This window comes from Streptomyces qaidamensis (assembly GCF_001611795.1).
In the GTDB taxonomy this organism is placed as follows: Bacteria; Actinomycetota; Actinomycetes; order Streptomycetales; family Streptomycetaceae; genus Streptomyces; species Streptomyces qaidamensis.
Genome location: NZ_CP015098.1, coordinates 7935586 through 7951675 on the forward strand (window position 1 = coordinate 7935586; position 16090 = coordinate 7951675).

Sequence of the window (16090 nt, forward strand, 5' to 3'; positions counted from 1 at the left end):
GCCAGATGGCCATGCCGCTCCGACAGTCCATCAAGGTCGCTACATACTTGGCTGAACAGAAGATCCGCCGACGGGACAAGTTCCCGCTGATCGTGGAGCTGGAGCCGCTGTTCGCCTGCAACCTCAAGTGCGAGGGATGCGGCAAGATCCAGCATCCGGCCGGGGTGCTGAAGCAGCGGATGCCCGTCGCCCAGGCCGTGGGGGCGGTCATGGAGTCCGGCGCCCCGATGGTGTCCATCGCCGGGGGTGAGCCGCTGATGCACCCGCAGATCGACGAGATCGTGCGTCAGCTGGTGGCCAAGCGGAAGTACGTCTTCCTCTGCACCAACGCCATGCTGCTGCGCAAGAAGATGGACCAGTTCACGCCGTCGCCCTACTTCGCCTTCGCGGTGCACATCGACGGGCTGCGCGAGCGGCACGACGAGTCGGTCGCCAAGGAGGGCGTGTTCGACGAGGCCGTGGAGGCGATCAAGGAGGCCAAGCGGCGCGGCTTCCGGGTCACCACCAACTCGACCTTCTTCAACACCGACACCCCGCAGACCATCATCGAGGTGCTGAACTTCCTCAACGACGACCTCCAGGTCGACGAGATGATGATCTCGCCCGCCTACGCCTACGAGAAGGCCCCCGACCAGGAGCACTTCCTCGGCGTGGAGCAGACCCGCGAGCTGTTCAAGAAGGCCTTCTCCGGCGGCAACCGGCGGCGCTGGCGGCTCAACCACTCGCCGCTCTTCCTGGACTTCCTGGAGGGCAAGGTCGACTTCCCGTGCACCGCGTGGGCGATCCCGAACTACTCGCTCTTCGGCTGGCAGCGCCCCTGCTACCTGATGAGCGACGGGTACGTGCCGACGTACCGGGAACTGGTCGAGGACACCGACTGGGACAAGTACGGCCGCGGCAAGGACCCGCGCTGCGCCAACTGCATGGCGCACTGCGGCTACGAGCCCACCGCTGTCCTCGCCACCATGGGATCGCTGAAGGAGTCCCTGCGCGCCATGCGCGAGACGGTCTCCGGGAACCGGGAGTGACGCCATGACCGCCATTGAGCTGGGCGTCCCCGAGGTGCCGCTCCGGCCGATCGCCGAGCGGCGCGCGTCGCGCCGGATCCAGGTGGGTCCGGTGGCGGTCGGGGGCGGAGCCCCGGTATCGGTGCAGTCGATGACGACGACCCGGACGTCGGACGTCGGCGCCACCCTGCAGCAGATCGCGGAGCTGACCGCGTCCGGCTGCCAGATCGTCCGGGTCGCCTGCCCCACGCAGGACGACGCCGACGCGCTCGCGACCATCGCCCGCAAGTCGCAGATCCCGGTGATCGCGGACATCCACTTCCAGCCGAAGTACGTGTTCGCGGCCATCGAGGCCGGTTGTGCCGCGGTCCGCGTCAACCCGGGCAACATCAAGCAGTTCGACGACCGGGTCAAGGAGATCGCCCAGGCGGCGAAGGACCACGGCACACCGATCCGCATCGGCGTCAACGCCGGGTCGCTGGACCGGCGCCTGCTCCAGAAGTACGGCAGGGCCACCCCGGAGGCGCTCGTGGAGAGCGCCCTGTGGGAGGCGTCCCTCTTCGAGGAGCACGGATTCCGCGACATCAAGATCTCCGTCAAGCACAACGACCCGGTCGTGATGATCGAGGCGTACCGGCAACTGGCCGAACAGTGCGACTACCCGCTGCACCTCGGCGTCACGGAGGCGGGGCCGGCCTTCCAGGGCACGATCAAGTCGGCGGTGGCGTTCGGGGCGCTGCTGTCGCGGGGCATCGGCGACACGATCCGGGTGTCGCTGTCCGCGCCGCCGGCCGAGGAGGTCAAGGTCGGCATCCAGATCCTCCAGTCCCTGGGGCTCAGGGAGCGGCGGCTGGAGATCGTGTCGTGCCCGTCCTGCGGGCGCGCCCAGGTCGACGTCTACAAGCTGGCCGAGGAGGTCACGGCCGGGCTCGACGGCATGGAGGTGCCGCTGCGGGTCGCCGTCATGGGATGTGTGGTCAACGGGCCCGGCGAGGCGCGGGAAGCCGATCTCGGAGTGGCCTCCGGCAACGGCAAGGGACAGATCTTCGTCAAGGGCGAGGTCATCAAGACCGTCCCCGAATCCAAGATCGTCGAGACGCTGATCGAAGAGGCGATGAAGATCGCCGAGCAGATGGAGCAGGACGGCGTGGGGTCGGGGGAGCCGGCCGTCACCGTGAGCTGAGCAGCACGGAATGCGAAGGGGGCCCGAGCGTGACGATTCTGGAGAGCATCCGGGGACCACACGACCTGAAGGCGCTGTCCCAGGCGGAACTGGGGGAACTGTCCGAAGAGATCCGGGAGTTCCTGGTGCACGCGGTGGCCAGAACCGGCGGCCACCTCGGACCCAACCTGGGCGTGGTGGAGCTGACCATCGCCCTGCACCGGGTCTTCGAGTCGCCGGTCGACCGCATCCTGTGGGACACCGGCCACCAGAGCTACGTCCACAAACTGCTGACCGGACGCCAGGACTTCTCCAAGCTGCGCAGCAAGGGCGGCCTGTCCGGCTACCCCTCGCGCGAGGAGTCCGAGCACGACGTCATCGAGAACAGCCATGCCTCCACGGCCCTCGGCTGGGCCGACGGACTCGCCAAGGCCCGCCAGGTGCAGGGCGAGAGGGGCCACGTCGTCGCGGTCATCGGCGACGGGGCACTCACCGGCGGCATGGCCTGGGAGGCCCTGAACAACATCGCGGCCGCCAAGGACCGGCCGCTGATCATCGTCGTCAACGACAACGAACGCTCCTACGCCCCCACCATCGGCGGCCTCGCCAACCACCTCGCCACGCTGCGCACGACGGACGGCTACGAGCGGGTCCTCGCCTGGGGCAAGGACGTGCTCCAGGGCACGCCTCTGATCGGCAACACCCTCTACGAAGCCCTGCACGGCGCGAAGAAGGGCTTCAAGGACGCGTTCGCCCCCCAGGGCCTCTTCGAGGACCTGGGGCTGAAGTACCTGGGGCCGATCGACGGGCACGACACCGGGGCCGTGGAGTCCGCGCTGCGGCGCGCGAAGCGCTTCCACGGGCCGGTGCTGGTCCACTGCCTCACGGAGAAGGGCCGCGGCTACGAGCCCGCCCTCGCACACGAGGAGGACCACTTCCACACCGTCGGCGTCATGGACCCGCTGACCTGCGCACCGCTCTCCCCGTCGGGCGGTCCCTCCTGGACCTCGGTGTTCGGCGAGGAGATCGTCCGGATCGGGGAGGAGCGCCAGGACGTGGTGGCGATAACCGCCGCCATGCTGCACCCCGTGGGCCTGGGCGGGTTCGCCGAGCGGTTCCCGGACCGGGTGTGGGACGTCGGCATCGCCGAGCAGCACGCGGCCGTCTCCGCCGCGGGCCTGGCGACGGGCGGCCTGCACCCGGTCGTCGCCGTCTACGCGACCTTCCTCAACCGCGCCTTCGACCAGCTGCTCATGGACGTGGCCCTGCACCGCTGCGGGGTGACCTTCGTCCTGGACCGGGCCGGGATCACGGGCGTCGACGGGGCCTCCCACAACGGCATGTGGGACATGTCCGTCCTCCAGGTCGTGCCCGGGCTCAGGATCGCCGCGCCACGGGACGCCGACCAGCTGCGCGCCCAGCTGCGGGAGGCGGTCGCCGTGGACGACGCGCCGACGCTGCTGCGGTTCCCGAAGGAGTCCGTCGGCCCGTCGATCCCGGCGCTCGACCGGGTGGGCGGACTGGACGTGCTGCGGCGTTCCCCCGAGCCGCAGGTTCTCCTGGTGGCCGTCGGCGTGATGGCACCGGTCTGCCTCCAGGCCGCCGAGCTGCTCGAAGCGCGCGGCATCGGCTGCACCGTCGTCGACCCGCGCTGGGTCAAGCCCGTCGACCCGGCGCTGCCGGGGCTCGCCGCCGAGCACCGCATGGTCGCCGTCGTCGAGGACAACAGCCGTGCGGCCGGAGTCGGTTCGGCCGTGGCGCTGGCCCTGGGCGACGCCGATGTCGACGTGCCGGTACGGCGGTTCGGCATCCCCGAGCAGTTCCTCGCGCACGCCAAGCGCGGCGAGGTGCTCGCCGACATCGGCCTGACACCCGTCGAGGTCGCCGGACGGATCAGCGCGAGCCTGGCCGTCAAGGAAGAGCTGTCCAAGGAGCCACAGGAATGACAACCGCCGAGTCCGCGTCGCAGTCGTCGCAGGCCGGGGAGTTCGACGTCGGCAAGCTGCTGGCCGAGCGCGGAGCAGAGCGCTACGAGCTGCACACCCGCCACCTCAACCACCAGCTCCCGCGCATGCTGCACACCATCGGCTTCGACAAGGTCTACGAGCGCGCCGAGGGCGCCTACTTCTGGGACGCGGACGGCAACGACTACCTGGACATGCTCGCCGGGTTCGGGGTGATGGGACTGGGCCGCCACCATCCCGTGGTGCGCAAGGCGCTGCACGACGTGGTGGACGCCGGCCTGGCCGATCTCACCCGCTTCGACTGCCAGCCGCTGCCCGGTCTGCTGGCCGAGAAACTGCTCGCGCACAGCCCCCACCTGGACCGGGTGTTCTTCGGCAACAGCGGCACCGAGGCCGTCGAGGGCGCCCTGAAGTTCGCCCGGTTCGTCACCGGCAGGCCCAGGATCCTGTACTGCGCGCACGCCTTCCACGGGCTGACCACCGGCTCCCTCTCGGTGAACGGCGAGTCCGGCTTCCGCGACGGCTTCGCCCCGCTGCTGCCCGACACGGCCGTACCGCTGGGCGACCTCGACGCTCTGGAGAGGGAGCTGAAGAAGGGGGACGTCGCCGCCCTGATCGTCGAGCCGATCCAGGGCAAGGGAGTGCTGGAGGGCCCGCCCGGCTGGCTGCGGGCCGCGCAGGAGCTGCTGCACCGGCACAGGGCTCTGCTCATCGCCGACGAGGTGCAGACGGGCCTCGGCCGGACCGGTGACTTCTACGCCTACCAGCACGAGGACGGCGTGGAACCGGACCTGGTGTGCGTGGCCAAGGCGCTCTCCGGCGGCTATGTGCCGGTGGGCGCCACGATCGGCAAGGACTGGATCTTCAAGAAGGTCTACTCGTCCATGGACCGGGTGCTGGTCCACTCGGCGAGCTTCGGGTCCAACGCGCAGGCCATGGCGGCGGGCCTCGCGGTGCTGTCGGTGATGGAGAACGAGCAGGTCGTCGCGAACGCCCGGGCCACCGGGGAGCGGCTCAGATCCCGGCTGGCCGCGCTCACGGACCAGTACGAGATGCTCGCCGAGGTCCGCGGCCGGGGCCTGATGATCGGCATCGAGTTCGGCCGGCCCAGGTCGCTGAAGCTGCGCAGCCGCTGGGCCATGCTCCAGGCCGCCCGCAAGGGACTGTTCGCGCAGATGGTTGTCGTGCCGCTGCTCCAGCGGCACCGGATCCTCACCCAGGTCTCCGGCGACCACATGGAGGTGATCAAGCTGATCCCGCCGCTGATCATCGGCGAGCGGGAGGTGGACCGGTTCGTTGACGCCTTCACGGCGGTGATGGACGACGCGCACAACGGCGGGCTGGTGTGGGACTTCGGGAAGACGCTCGTCAAGCAGGCGGTCAACAACCGGTAGACGGCGGTTTTGCCTGTGAGGCAAGAAATTTGCCGCTGAGGCAACGCTCCGGCTGAATGGAGGCATGAGCTCCTCCGAGACCGAGCGGCCCTCCGGGGCCGCCGCGCCGGCCGAACCGGCGGCCGCTGCGCTGCCTGCCGTCGCGCCCCAGTTGCGGGCGCTGCGACGCCAGGCCTCCTTGACGCTGGAAGCGGCGGCCCGCGCCGCCGGGCTGTCGCCCGCCCACCTCTCGCGTCTGGAGACCGGGCAGCGCCAGCCCTCGCTGCCGATGCTGCTCGCGCTCGCCCGTGTCTACGGTACGACGGTTTCCGAGCTGCTCGGCGAGACGGTCGCCGAACGGGACTCCGTCATCCGCGCGGCGGACATGGAACCCACCGCGGCGGGCGGCTGGACCTACTGGCAGGCCGGCGCCCCCGGCCGCGGGATGCAGGCCCTGCGCGTCCACGTCCCCCACGGCTCCCAGGGCGACATCGTGCGCGTCCACCCCGGCGAGGAGTGGCTCCATGTGCTGCGCGGCCGGCTGCGGCTGCGGCTCGGGGACACCACGCACCGGCTGGCGGCCGGCGACAGCGCCCACTTCGACTCGCTCACCCCGCACCGGATCGCCGCCGAGGACCACGACGGCGTCGAGCTGCTCTTCGTCCACACCCTGCTGCAGAGCCCCACGGCCGCCCTGTGCCTGGGCCCCACCCCTGGAGACGTGTCATGAGGGACATGGAGGAGAAGTTCCCCCGCGCCCTGTGGGTGAGGCTGTTCGTCTACCTCATCGCAGGCCACGTCTTCGCCGCCTTCGTCTACCTGCTGTTCGAGCTCGGGGCGAAGTAGCGCCCGCCCGGTTTCGCCTCAGTCGAGGAGCCGCTCGCGCAGCCGCTCCCGGGTCTCCGGGGTGAGCTTCAGCCCCTTCTCCAGGTAGGTGTCGACGCCGCCCCAGGTCTCCTCGATGGTGTCGAAGGCCGCCGTCAGGTACTCGGCGCGCGCGTCGAAGAGGGGGCTGAGCAGCTCCATGACCTCGGGGGAGTACGCCGAGGCGGCGGAGCTGCTGCGGTGCACCTTGTAGCGGCGGTGCTTGGCGTTCGACTTCAGGTAGTCGTCGACGATCGCCTCGCGCTCGACACCCACCGCGAGCAGCGTCACCGCGACGGACAGACCCGCGCGGTCCTTGCCCGCCGCGCAGTGCATCAGCGCGGGGACGCTGTCCTGCGCCAGCGCGTGCAGCACCTGGGAGTGCTCACCCGTGCGGTGCTTGATGATCATCCGGTACGAGGCGATCATCCGGTCCGCGCCCTTGCCGTCCGAGAGGATCGCGCGGAGCTGCTCCAGGTCGCCGTCGCGGACCATCTTCCAGAACTCGGCGCCGTCGGCGGGGTCGCTCAGCGGCAGGTTCACATTGCGCACGCCGGGCAGCTCGACGTCCGGGCCCTCGAGCTTCTGGTCGGCCGCGTTGCGGAAGTCGAAGATCGTGTGCAGGCTCAGAGTGCTCAGGAAGGCGGCGTCCTCCCCGGTCGCGTGGGCGAGGTGGCCGCTGCGGAACAGCACTCCCTGGCGCACCCGCCGTCCGTCCACGGTCGGAAGTCCGCCCACATCACGGAAGTTGCGCACTCCGGCCAGCTCGGGCTCGGTCGACGGGACCTGCTGTGTCACGAGGGCTCCTCCCCTTCGGCGCCGCCGACGCGGCTCGTCGCCGGGCGTCACTCGACGATACGACATGCCTGCCTGGGGCAATGAGTTGTCCACAGGCGTTGCCCGGAGCCCCCGCAGCCCTTGATGATGTTGCCGCCTGGTCGCACCTGGTCGGGCTTGTTCGAATCTGTGAGGGCATGATGCTGGAGATCTCCGAAGACGGTCGTACGTGGGTGCTCTCCGGGCCGGTCAGCAGCTACGCCGTCCATGTCACCGACCGGGACGAGCTGCTGCACCTGCACTGGGGCCCCCGGATCGGCCTAGCCGACGCCGAGGCCCTCGCCGTCCGGCCGCTGCCGGACTACTGGCCCTTCGAGTCCCCGCTCGACGGACGCGAGGAGTACCCGGTCGAGGGCGGCCCCCGCTTCGTCCGTCCCGCCCTCTCCGTGCGCACGGCCGAGCGGCGCGGCACCGAGTGGCTCTTCGAGGGGCACGACGCCGAGGACGGCGAGCTGCGGCTCCGGTTCCGTGACGGCGGCCTGGCCGTCACGCTGCACTACCGGATGCCCTCCTCGACGGACGTCGTCGAGCGCTGGGTGACCCTGGACAACCGGGGGCCGGCCGTCGAGCTGCTGCGCGCCGACTCCGCGACCTGGACCCTGCCCGACCGCGACGCCTGGCGGTTGTCCCAGCTGCACGGCCGCTGGGGCGCCGAGTCCCGCCTGACGCGCTCCGGCCTCACCCACGGCGAGAAGGTCATCGGCAGCCGTCGCGGCCACACCTCCCACCAGCACCTGCCGTGGGTCGCCCTGGACACCGACGCCACCGAGGAGCGCGGCGAGGTCTACGGCTGCGCCCTGGGCTGGTCCGGGTCCTGGCGCATCGCCGTGGCCCAGCTCCCGGACGCGCGCGTGCAGATTACCGGCGGCGCCGGCTATGACGACTCGGGCCTGCTGACGCTGGGCACGGGGGAGTCGTACACGACCCCGGTCTTCGCCGGGCTCTGGAGCGACGGCGGCTTCGGCGGGGCGAGCCGCGCCTGGCACGCCTACCAGCGGGCGCATGTGATCCCGGACGCGGGCCGGGACCGGCCGGTGCTCTTCAACTCCTGGGAGGCCACCGAGTTCGACATCTCCGAGGAGCAGCAGCGGGCGCTCGCCGAGCGGGCCGCGGCCATGGGCGTCGAGCTGTTCGTGGTCGACGACGGCTGGTTCGGGGCGCGCACCAGCGACCGGGCCGGGCTCGGCGACTGGACCCCGAACCCCGACCGCTTCCCGGGCGGGCTGAAGCCGCTCGCCGACCACGTGCACGGCCTCGGCATGCAGTTCGGGATCTGGGTCGAGCCCGAGATGGTCAACCCGGACAGCGACCTGTACCGCTCGCATCCCGACTGGGTGCAGTATCAAACGGGACGAAAGCGGACGGAGTTCCGCAATCAGCTCGTACTCAACCTCGCTCGCGAGGACGTCCGGGAGTACCTCTGGGAGCAGCTCCACGGACTTCTGTCCAGCGCGCCCGTCGACTATGTCAAGTGGGACTTCAACCGCTGCTTCACCGACGCCGGGTGGCCGGACGACCCCTACCCGCAGCGGCTGTGGGTCGACCACGTGCGCGGCCTGTACGCCCTGCTGGACCGGCTGCGGGCCGCCCACCCCGGCGTGGCCTTCGAGTCCTGCTCGGGCGGCGGCGGGCGGATCGACCTCGGTGTGCTGAGCCGCACGGACCAGGTGTGGACCTCCGACAACACCGACCCGCTCGACCGGCTCGCCATCCAGCACGGCTTCAGTCAGATCCATCCGGCCCGGGTCATGGCCGCCTGGGTCACCGACAGCCCGAACGTCATGCTCAACCAGCGGGCCAGCTCCCTGCGGTTCCGGTTCGTCAGCGCCATGGCCGGGGTGCTGGGGGTCGGCGGCGACCTCACGCGGTGGACGCGGGAGGAACTCGCCGAGGCGCGGGAGTGGGTGGAGCTCTACAAGGAGATCCGGCCCGTGGTGCAACGCGGTGACCAGTACCGGCTGCGTCCCCCGCAGGGCGGACTGAGCGCCGTGCAGTACGTCCTCGGCGACGAGACCGTCGTCCTCGCCTGGCTCCAGGCGCAGCGCTACGGCGAGCCCGTACCGGCTCTCCGCTTGCGCGCCCTCGACCCGGTCGCATCGTACGAATGCCTCGAAACCGGCGAAATTCACCGTGGGGCCGTGCTGCTTCATCACGGACTGCGGGTCGGTCTGCGGGGGGATCTGGACGCCGCGGTCGTCCGCCTTAAGCGGAAGTAGCCGTTCTGTCCGAATGGGGCGCTTAAGCCGCTTAGGGATAACGTGCCCCGATCGTAAAGGAGATGGGGTCGGGGTGCGTGACCATCGTCATATTGGTGACGATGTGTTGTCGCCATGTTCACGTAATTCTGGCGTTATTCAGGTCGGTTGAGGAAAGCGGGAGATCGCTAATCCACGCTCGGTGACCGCAGATGTGGCGACGCGTCAAGAAAAACACCGTCACGGGCAACCGCAAGCTTGTCCGTCTGCGTCCTGGTCGCTTACGTTCCACACCAATCCGGACGGACGCCTAATCCTGCCGCCGACCGGAGCCCGCACACACTGACCCGACGTACGGCAGGAGCGGGGGACCCACAGGTAAGACGCCTGTTCCGGTTCCCGGAACGGCTTGGGGTTAAGCCGCGCCTCGGCGCGGCCGGGCATCTCCAGCCCGCACCCGACAGCTCACCTCGCAGGCGACGGAGAGGAATTCGCCATGCCCGCGAAGGGTAAGCACCGCCGTCCCAAGACCCAGCGTTTCACCCGCTCCATCGCCGTCGCCGGAACCGGCGGAGCCGCTCTCGCGCTGCCGCTCATGGGGGCCGCCGGTGCCCATGCCGCCACCCCGCAGGCGGCTCCGGAAAAGGCCGTCCAGTCCGCTCCCGCGGCCGAGAAGAAGGCCGCGGAAAAGGCCACCGGTGCCCGCACCTACACCGTGAGGGCCGGCGACTATCTCGCGAAGATCGCCGACGACCAGAACGTCAGCGGCGGCTGGAAGAAGCTCTACGCGGACAACCGCGACGCCGTCGGCTCGGACCCGTCGCTGATCCACCCGGGCCTGAAGCTGTCGATCGGCAAGCAGGCCGCGAGTGCGCCGAAGTCCTCGGCCCCGTCCGCGCCGAAGGCCTCCGCCCCGAAGCCCTCGGCCGCGAAGCAGTCCGCCGCCGAGTCGGCCCCGAAGACGGAGACCGCCGCGAAGCCGGCCGCCGCCAAGCCCGCCGCCGAGAGCAACGCGAGCGGCTACACCCTCCCGGTGGCCGGTGCCACCGTCGGCACCCCCTACCGGATGTCCGGCAGCATGTGGTCCAGCGGCTACCACACCGGTGTCGACTTCGTCGTCCCGACCGGCACGTCCCTCAAGGCCGTCGGCGCCGGCACCGTCGTCTCCGCCGGCTGGGGCGGCGCGTACGGCAACCAGGTCGTCATCAAGCTGAACGACGGCCACTACGCCCAGTACGCCCACCTGTCCCAGCTCTCCGTCTCGGCCGGCCAGACCGTGACCGCCGGGCAGCAGGTCGGCCTGTCGGGCGCGACCGGCAACGTGACCGGACCGCACCTGCACTTCGAGATCCGCACCACGCCGGACTACGGCTCGGACGTGGACCCGGTCGCCTTCCTGCGCTCGCACGGCGTCTCCGTCGGCTGACCGACCGCACGACCACCTGCCTGACACGCGGCCGAAGGCCGGACCCCGATCCCCGGGTCCGGCCTTCGGTGTGTGCGCATGCCGCCGACCGCGTCAAGGGATCGACAGGCGGCGGCAGTTGGGACAGAGTGATCCCGTCCGGAGTGCAAGCGCTTTCCAGAGCCTTCCCGGCGGATCCCGAGGAGCTGTGTCCCGTGCCGACCACCCGCAGAGCGTTCGGAGCCCTGGCCGCCGGAGCCGCCCTGGCGGCCCTCGCCCCCACGGCCGGCGCGCACGCCGCGCCCCGTCACCGCCGCCTCGTCGCCCGCGACGACTTCTGCCACGGCCTCGGCCGGTGGGCCACCGAACTCCAGGACGGCGGCACGGTCACCGCCTCCCGCGGCATCCTGGAGATCGACGTACCGAGCGGCGCGACCGTCTGGTTCAGGCAGCGGCTCGAAGGGCCGTACGTCCTCGAGTACACCGCGACCGCCGTCTCCGAGGGCGGGGTCAACGACCGGGTCTCGGATCTCAACAACTTCTGGAACGCGACCGACGTACGCTCCCCGGGCGACCTCTTCGCGACTCCTCGCGGCGGCGCCCTCGACGAGTACGACCACCTCACGGCGTACTACGCGGGATACGGCGCCAACTACAACACCACGACCCGGCTGCGCCGTTACGTCGGCGAGCCCGGCGTCCGCCCCCTGGTGTTCGACTACACCGAGCCGCTGCTGGTCCCGAACGAGCCCAACCGGGTCCGGATCGTCTCCGACGGCTCGACGGTCCAGTGGTGGAACAACGGGCGGCTCGTCTTCGACCACACCGACCCGCAGCCCTACACGAGCGGCCACTTCGCCTTCCGGACCGTCTGGAGCCATTTCCGGATCAGTCGATTCCGGGTCTGGCGGCTCACCCCGGAACACCCCTGACAAGCGGGGTATTCCGGAGTTGGCGAACACTTTAGGAGTGGGCTATATCACCGCCCGTCAACCCTTTCTTACGGTCGCGTAGGTCACATTCGAAGGTGAATCATGAGCTGCTGTGGCAGACGATTCGAAGAGTGACAGCAGAGCAGTGATCGGGTCGTACGTGGCGGTGGGGGACAGCTTCACCGAGGGCGTCGGCGATCCCGGCCCCGACGGGGCGTTCGTCGGCTGGGCCGACCGGTTCGCCGTCCTGCTCGCCGACCGCAGGCCCGAGGGTGACTTCCGGTACACCAATCTCGCCGTACGCGGGAAGCTCCTCGACCAGATCGTGGCGGACCAGGTTCCGCGGGCCGTCGACATGGCCCCGGACCTCGTCTCGTTCTGTGCCGGGGGCAACGACATCATCCGGCCGGGCACCGACCCGGACGAGGTGGCCGAGCGCTTCGAGCGGGCTCTGGCCCGGCTCACCGCCGTGTCCGGCACGGTCATGGTGACGACCGGCTTCGACACCCGTGGCGTGCCCGTGCTCAAGCACCTGCGCGGCAAGATCGCCACGTACAACGGACACGTCCGTGCCATCGCCGACCGGTACGGCTGCCCGGTGCTCGACCTGTGGTCCCTGCGCAGTGTGCGCGACCGCAGGGCCTGGGACGCCGACCGGCTGCACCTGTCGCCCGAGGGGCACACGCGCGTGGCGCTCCGCGCGGGCCAGGTGCTCGGCCTCGACGTGCCGGCCGACCCCGAGCAGGAGTGGCCCGCGCTGCCCCCGCGCGGCGCTCTCGACGTACGGCGGGACAACGTCGCCTGGGCGCGCGAGTTCCTCGTGCCGTGGATCGGGCGCCGGCTGCGCGGGGAGTCGTCGGGTGACCATGTGACGGCCAAGGGGGCGCTGTCGCCGGACGACATCAGGATGCGGATCGCGCCGGTGGCGTGAGAACGGCTCCTGCGCCTGCGGGCCGCGCCGGCCGGAAACCGGCGCGGCCCGCAGGCGTCGCAGCCGTGGGCAGGAGCCCCTCGGCGGCCCCGCCATCCCGGTCGGGGGCCGCGACTAAGGCGTCAGCCGCGCTTCCTCCGCCAGGTCCAACTCGCGGACCAGCGCCTCCTCCACCCACTCCTGCACCCGCGCCCGCGGCACCGCGCCGGCGTAGGACGTCAGCTGGACGGCGAGGCCGTCGAGGAGGGCCGTGAGCCGCAGGGCCGTGCCGGCCGGGTCCGGGCAGCGGAACTCGCCCGCCGCCACGCCCTCCGCGATGACCTCGGCGAGGGCCGCCTTCCACTGCCGGTCGAGATCCTGGGCGACCTCCCGCAGCGCGGGGTCGCGCAGCGCCGCCGCCCAGCCCTCGATCCACAGTCGCCAGCCCTTGGCCTGCCCGGTCGGGGCGTACCACCGCACGGCCGACCGCAGCCGGCGCAGCGCCGGTGAACGGCGGCCGAGCAGCTTGCGCAGATGCGCCAGGTCGCCCTCCGCCGCGTGCCGGAACGCGGCGGCGACCAGCTGCTCCTTCGTCGAGAAGTGATAGAGGACCAGTGCGTTGCTCACGCCCAGCGCCGAGGCCACGTCGGCGATCCTGACCGCCGCCACACCCCGCGCCTCGATCTGCTCGATGGCGGCCCGCAGCAGATCCCCGCGCCGCTGGGCCACACTCAACCGGACTCTCGTCACGGCGTCACCCTACCCACGCGAGTGCGGCCCCTCGACGGGGTGTTTCGGCCTGTCCGGCCGGGCCCGCGACGGCTGCCGCCGCGGAGGGCGGGTGCCTCACCGGAACCAGCCGAACCGCTCCGCGATCACCGGCAGCCGGTCCGCCGCGATCGCGTGGGCGGCGGCGCGCGGGGTCGACTCGTCGACTTGCGCGCGTTCCAGCATCCGCTCGACCAGGGCCCGCATCGAGCGGCGGGTGTACGCGAACGCCTCCTCGGGGTCGGCGCCGATGTCCCCGAACAGCGTCCACCACCACCAGGCGTTCGTCCCCGAGTTGACCACGACGTCCGGCAGCACGGTCACCCCGCGCGCGGCCAGCAGCAGCTCCGCCTCCGGCCGTACGGGCATGTTGGCCGCCTCCACCACCCAGCGGGCGGTGATGCGCTCCTGGTTCGCGGCGTCGATCGCGTACGACACGGCCGCCGGCACCAGCACCTCCGCGTCGGCCGACAGCCAGGCGTCGCCGGGCAGTTCGCGGTCACCGGGGCGCAGCGCGGAGCGGTCCACCGTGCCGTGGGCGTCCCGGGCGGCGAGCAGCGACTCGACGTCGAGGCCCGCCCCGTTGGCGATCGTGCCCTTGAGGTCGGCGACGGCCACGACCGTGAGCCCCGAGCGCGTGAGGAAGCGAGCGGTGGCCCCGCCCATGGTGCCCAGCCCCTGGAGCGCGACCCGCGTCCCCGTGTACGGCACCCCGGCCCGGGCCAGGGCGGCCAGGGCCGCCTCGGCCACCCCGCAGCCGCCGACCAGCTCGTCCAGGCCGATGCCGTCGACCTCGACCGCGAACGCGTCCCGCAGGCGCCGCCGGGCCTCGGCCTCGTCGTCCAGCAGCGGGTAGACGGCCTGGATCGAGGAGATCAGCCCCGCCTCGGCCGCCGCCCGGTCGACCAGGTCCTGGGTGAGCCCGAGGTCCTCGCCCGTCGTCCAGCAGCTCTCTATGTACGGCCGCATCGCGCGCAGGTAGCGCACCAGCAGCGGGTACGCCTCGGGATCCCGGGGGTCGCAGTCGATGCCGCCCTTGGCGCCGCCGAGCGGGACGTAGCGGCTCGCGGGGTCGTAGTGCAGGGCCTCCTTCACGGTCATGCCGCGGGCCAGGCCGGTGACCTCGTCCAGGGTGCAGCCGGCGCGCATCCGCAGACGGCCGCTGGCGACCCCGCGCACCAGCCGGTCGACGACCAGGAAGCCCTGCCGTCCCGTGAGGTGATCGGTCCAGGTCAGGGACAGCAGGGGGGTGGCCATACGGGTTCCTTCGCCGCCGGGATACTGAATCATCGGTCAGTATCCACTCTCGTGGGGCCCCTGTGATCCGGTGGTGTCGGAGGGGCCGACCATAATGGAAAGCCTGACCGACTCCACCTGGAGGTACCGTGGCCGGTTTCCGTACCCTGAGCTCCGGGCTCCGTGCGCTGCAGCCGGGGGCGTTCGGCGCGGACCCGAGCGGTGAGCGCATGGCGCGCATCCGCAGATCGCCCCATTTCAAGGACGGGGTCTTCCAGAACCCCGGCGGTCCCGCGCGGACCCGGCCCTCGGGCTCGACCCTGGACTTCGCCAAGGTCTTCTTCGACAAGGACACCCGGCCCCGCCGCACCCCGAAGGGCACCGTCCCGGTGCACTCCACCACCCTCGCCGACATCGCCGGGCCCCCGGCCACCGGCCTGCGGCTGACCTGGATGGGGCACTCCAGCGTCCTCGCGGAGATCGACGGCCGGCGCGTCCTGTTCGACCCCGTGTGGGGGGAGCGCTGCTCCCCCTTCTCCTTCGCCGGGCCCAAGCGGCTGCATCCCGTGCCCCTGCCGCTGGCCGCGCTCGGCCCGGTCGACGTAGTGGTCATCTCGCACGACCACTACGACCATCTGGACATGCCCACCATCAAGGCGCTCGCGGGTACCGACACCCTGTTCGCCGTGCCCCTCGGCGTCGGCGCGCACCTGGAGCACTGGGGCGTGTCCGCCGGCCGGCTGCGCGAGCTGGACTGGCACGAGACCACCAAGATCGACGGGCTCAGCCTCACCGCCACCCCGGCCCGGCACTTCTGCGGCCGCGGGCTGCGCAACACCCAGCACACCCTGTGGGCCTCGTGGGTCGTCGCCGGGGACGAGCACCGGATCTACCACAGCGGCGACACCGGCTACTTCGACGGCTTCAAGGAGATCGGTGCCGAGCACGGGCCGTTCGACGCCACCATGATCCAGATCGGCGCGTATTCCGACTTCTGGCCCGACATCCACATGACCCCCGAGGAGGGCATGCGCGCCCACGTCGACCTCCAGGGCGGACCGGAGCACGGCCCGATGCTCCCGATCCACTGGGCCACCTTCAATCTGGCGACGCACCCGTGGGCGGACCCCGGCGAGGGGACACTCGCGGCCGCTCGCGCGGTGGGCGCCGGTGTCGCCCTGCCCCGCCCCGGCGAGCCCTTCGAGCCCACGGCGGAGAACGTCCCGTCCGAGCCGTGGTGGCGTGGGGTGGCGCTCGCCCCGGCGGCCGGCCGCACGGCCGCGCAGGCCCTGACCGGAGCCGGCATCAAGACCGCGCCGGACGCGGCAGCCATGGCCCAAGCCGACACGTTGAGTGACGACACTCGTCGGGTCGGCAGGGGCACCGAGGACCCCGAGACGCTCCCGGCGGGCTGACCCGGGGCGTACGAAGGGCCAG

General features: G+C 71.3%; 14 protein-coding genes and 1 riboswitch. Of the genes, 11 read left to right on the forward strand and 3 right to left on the reverse strand.

Annotated features, from left to right (window positions below; translation table 11 throughout):
* The first annotated feature begins 5 nt into the window (after nucleotides 1-5).
* From hpnH to A4E84_RS34805, 6 genes are all read left to right on the forward strand, one after another.
* Nucleotides 6-1028, forward strand: a complete 1023-nt coding sequence (gene hpnH / locus A4E84_RS34780; protein ID WP_062930354.1) for an adenosyl-hopene transferase HpnH — start codon at nucleotides 6-8, stop codon at nucleotides 1026-1028.
* Nucleotides 1029-1032: 4 nt separating this feature from the next.
* Nucleotides 1033-2190, forward strand: a complete 1158-nt coding sequence (gene ispG / locus A4E84_RS34785; RefSeq protein WP_062930355.1) for a flavodoxin-dependent (E)-4-hydroxy-3-methylbut-2-enyl-diphosphate synthase — start codon at nucleotides 1033-1035, stop codon at nucleotides 2188-2190.
* Nucleotides 2191-2219: 29 nt separating this feature from the next.
* Nucleotides 2220-4115, forward strand: coding sequence for a 1-deoxy-D-xylulose-5-phosphate synthase (gene dxs, locus A4E84_RS34790; protein WP_062930356.1), 1896 nt, complete (start codon nucleotides 2220-2222; stop codon nucleotides 4113-4115).
* Nucleotides 4112-5527: an aspartate aminotransferase family protein gene (locus A4E84_RS34795; protein WP_062930357.1), complete on the forward strand. Its 1416-nt coding sequence runs from the start codon at nucleotides 4112-4114 to the stop codon at nucleotides 5525-5527. Before dxs ends, A4E84_RS34795 begins: the two co-directional genes overlap by 4 nt.
* Nucleotides 5528-5591: 64 nt before the next feature.
* Nucleotides 5592-6236, forward strand: coding sequence for a helix-turn-helix domain-containing protein (locus A4E84_RS34800; protein WP_062930358.1), 645 nt, complete (start codon nucleotides 5592-5594; stop codon nucleotides 6234-6236).
* Nucleotides 6233-6352 carry a DUF6126 family protein gene (locus A4E84_RS34805; RefSeq protein WP_062930359.1) on the forward strand — a complete coding sequence of 40 codons (120 nt, stop codon included), beginning with the start codon at nucleotides 6233-6235 and terminating at the stop codon, nucleotides 6350-6352. Before A4E84_RS34800 ends, A4E84_RS34805 begins: the two co-directional genes overlap by 4 nt.
* 18 nt (nucleotides 6353-6370) lie before the next feature.
* Here the strand turns inward: A4E84_RS34805 and A4E84_RS34810 are convergent, their stop codons facing one another.
* Nucleotides 6371-7168, reverse strand: coding sequence for a tyrosine-protein phosphatase (locus A4E84_RS34810; RefSeq protein WP_062930360.1), 798 nt, complete (start codon nucleotides 7166-7168; stop codon nucleotides 6371-6373).
* Between the two features lie 179 nt (nucleotides 7169-7347).
* On the opposite strand from A4E84_RS34810, the gene A4E84_RS34815 reads away from it, so the two are divergent.
* From A4E84_RS34815 to A4E84_RS34830, 4 genes are all read left to right on the forward strand, one after another.
* On the forward strand, nucleotides 7348-9423 hold the full coding sequence (locus A4E84_RS34815) for an alpha-galactosidase (protein WP_062931731.1): 2076 nt from the start codon (nucleotides 7348-7350) through the stop codon (nucleotides 9421-9423).
* Between the two features lie 316 nt (nucleotides 9424-9739).
* Nucleotides 9740-9894: riboswitch (cyclic di-AMP (ydaO/yuaA leader) on the forward strand.
* Nucleotides 9895-9898: 4 nt separating this feature from the next.
* Entirely contained in the window at nucleotides 9899-10828 is a 930-nt protein-coding gene (locus tag A4E84_RS34820; protein WP_062930361.1) for a LysM peptidoglycan-binding domain-containing M23 family metallopeptidase, read from the forward strand.
* A gap of 194 nt (nucleotides 10829-11022) precedes the next feature.
* Entirely contained in the window at nucleotides 11023-11739 is a 717-nt protein-coding gene (locus tag A4E84_RS34825) for a DUF6250 domain-containing protein (protein ID WP_062930362.1), read from the forward strand.
* A gap of 145 nt (nucleotides 11740-11884) precedes the next feature.
* A complete protein-coding gene (locus A4E84_RS34830; protein ID WP_062930363.1) occupies nucleotides 11885-12670 on the forward strand; it encodes an SGNH/GDSL hydrolase family protein in 786 nt (261 codons plus the stop codon).
* Nucleotides 12671-12784: 114 nt separating this feature from the next.
* Here the strand turns inward: A4E84_RS34830 and A4E84_RS34835 are convergent, their stop codons facing one another.
* Together A4E84_RS34835 and A4E84_RS34840 are read right to left on the reverse strand one after the other, a co-directional pair.
* Nucleotides 12785-13399, reverse strand: a complete 615-nt coding sequence (locus A4E84_RS34835; protein WP_079129228.1) for a TetR/AcrR family transcriptional regulator — start codon at nucleotides 13397-13399, stop codon at nucleotides 12785-12787.
* 96 nt (nucleotides 13400-13495) lie between these two features.
* Entirely contained in the window at nucleotides 13496-14674 is a 1179-nt protein-coding gene (locus tag A4E84_RS34840) for a Glu/Leu/Phe/Val dehydrogenase dimerization domain-containing protein (RefSeq protein ID WP_062930365.1), read from the reverse strand.
* Between the two features lie 128 nt (nucleotides 14675-14802).
* Here A4E84_RS34840 and A4E84_RS34845 point away from each other — a divergent pair, with 128 nt between their 5' ends.
* Nucleotides 14803-16068 (forward strand): MBL fold metallo-hydrolase, encoded by a 1266-nt coding sequence (locus A4E84_RS34845; RefSeq protein ID WP_062930366.1) that lies wholly within the window; start codon nucleotides 14803-14805, stop codon nucleotides 16066-16068.
* Nucleotides 16069-16090 lie beyond the last annotated feature (22 nt).

Coding starts and splice junctions, on each gene's coding strand:
- hpnH (WP_062930354.1), top strand. CDS start 6: ATGGCCATGCCGCTCCGACAGTCCATCAAGGTCGCTACATACTTGGCT.
- ispG (WP_062930355.1), top strand. CDS start 1,033: ATGACCGCCATTGAGCTGGGCGTCCCCGAGGTGCCGCTCCGGCCGATC.
- A4E84_RS34795 (WP_062930357.1), top strand. CDS start 4,112: ATGACAACCGCCGAGTCCGCGTCGCAGTCGTCGCAGGCCGGGGAGTTC.
- A4E84_RS34800 (WP_062930358.1), top strand. CDS start 5,592: ATGAGCTCCTCCGAGACCGAGCGGCCCTCCGGGGCCGCCGCGCCGGCC.
- A4E84_RS34805 (WP_062930359.1), top strand. CDS start 6,233: ATGAGGGACATGGAGGAGAAGTTCCCCCGCGCCCTGTGGGTGAGGCTG.
- A4E84_RS34815 (WP_062931731.1), top strand. CDS start 7,348: ATGCTGGAGATCTCCGAAGACGGTCGTACGTGGGTGCTCTCCGGGCCG.
- A4E84_RS34820 (WP_062930361.1), top strand. CDS start 9,899: ATGCCCGCGAAGGGTAAGCACCGCCGTCCCAAGACCCAGCGTTTCACC.
- A4E84_RS34840 (WP_062930365.1), bottom strand. CDS start 14,674: ATGGCCACCCCCCTGCTGTCCCTGACCTGGACCGATCACCTCACGGGA.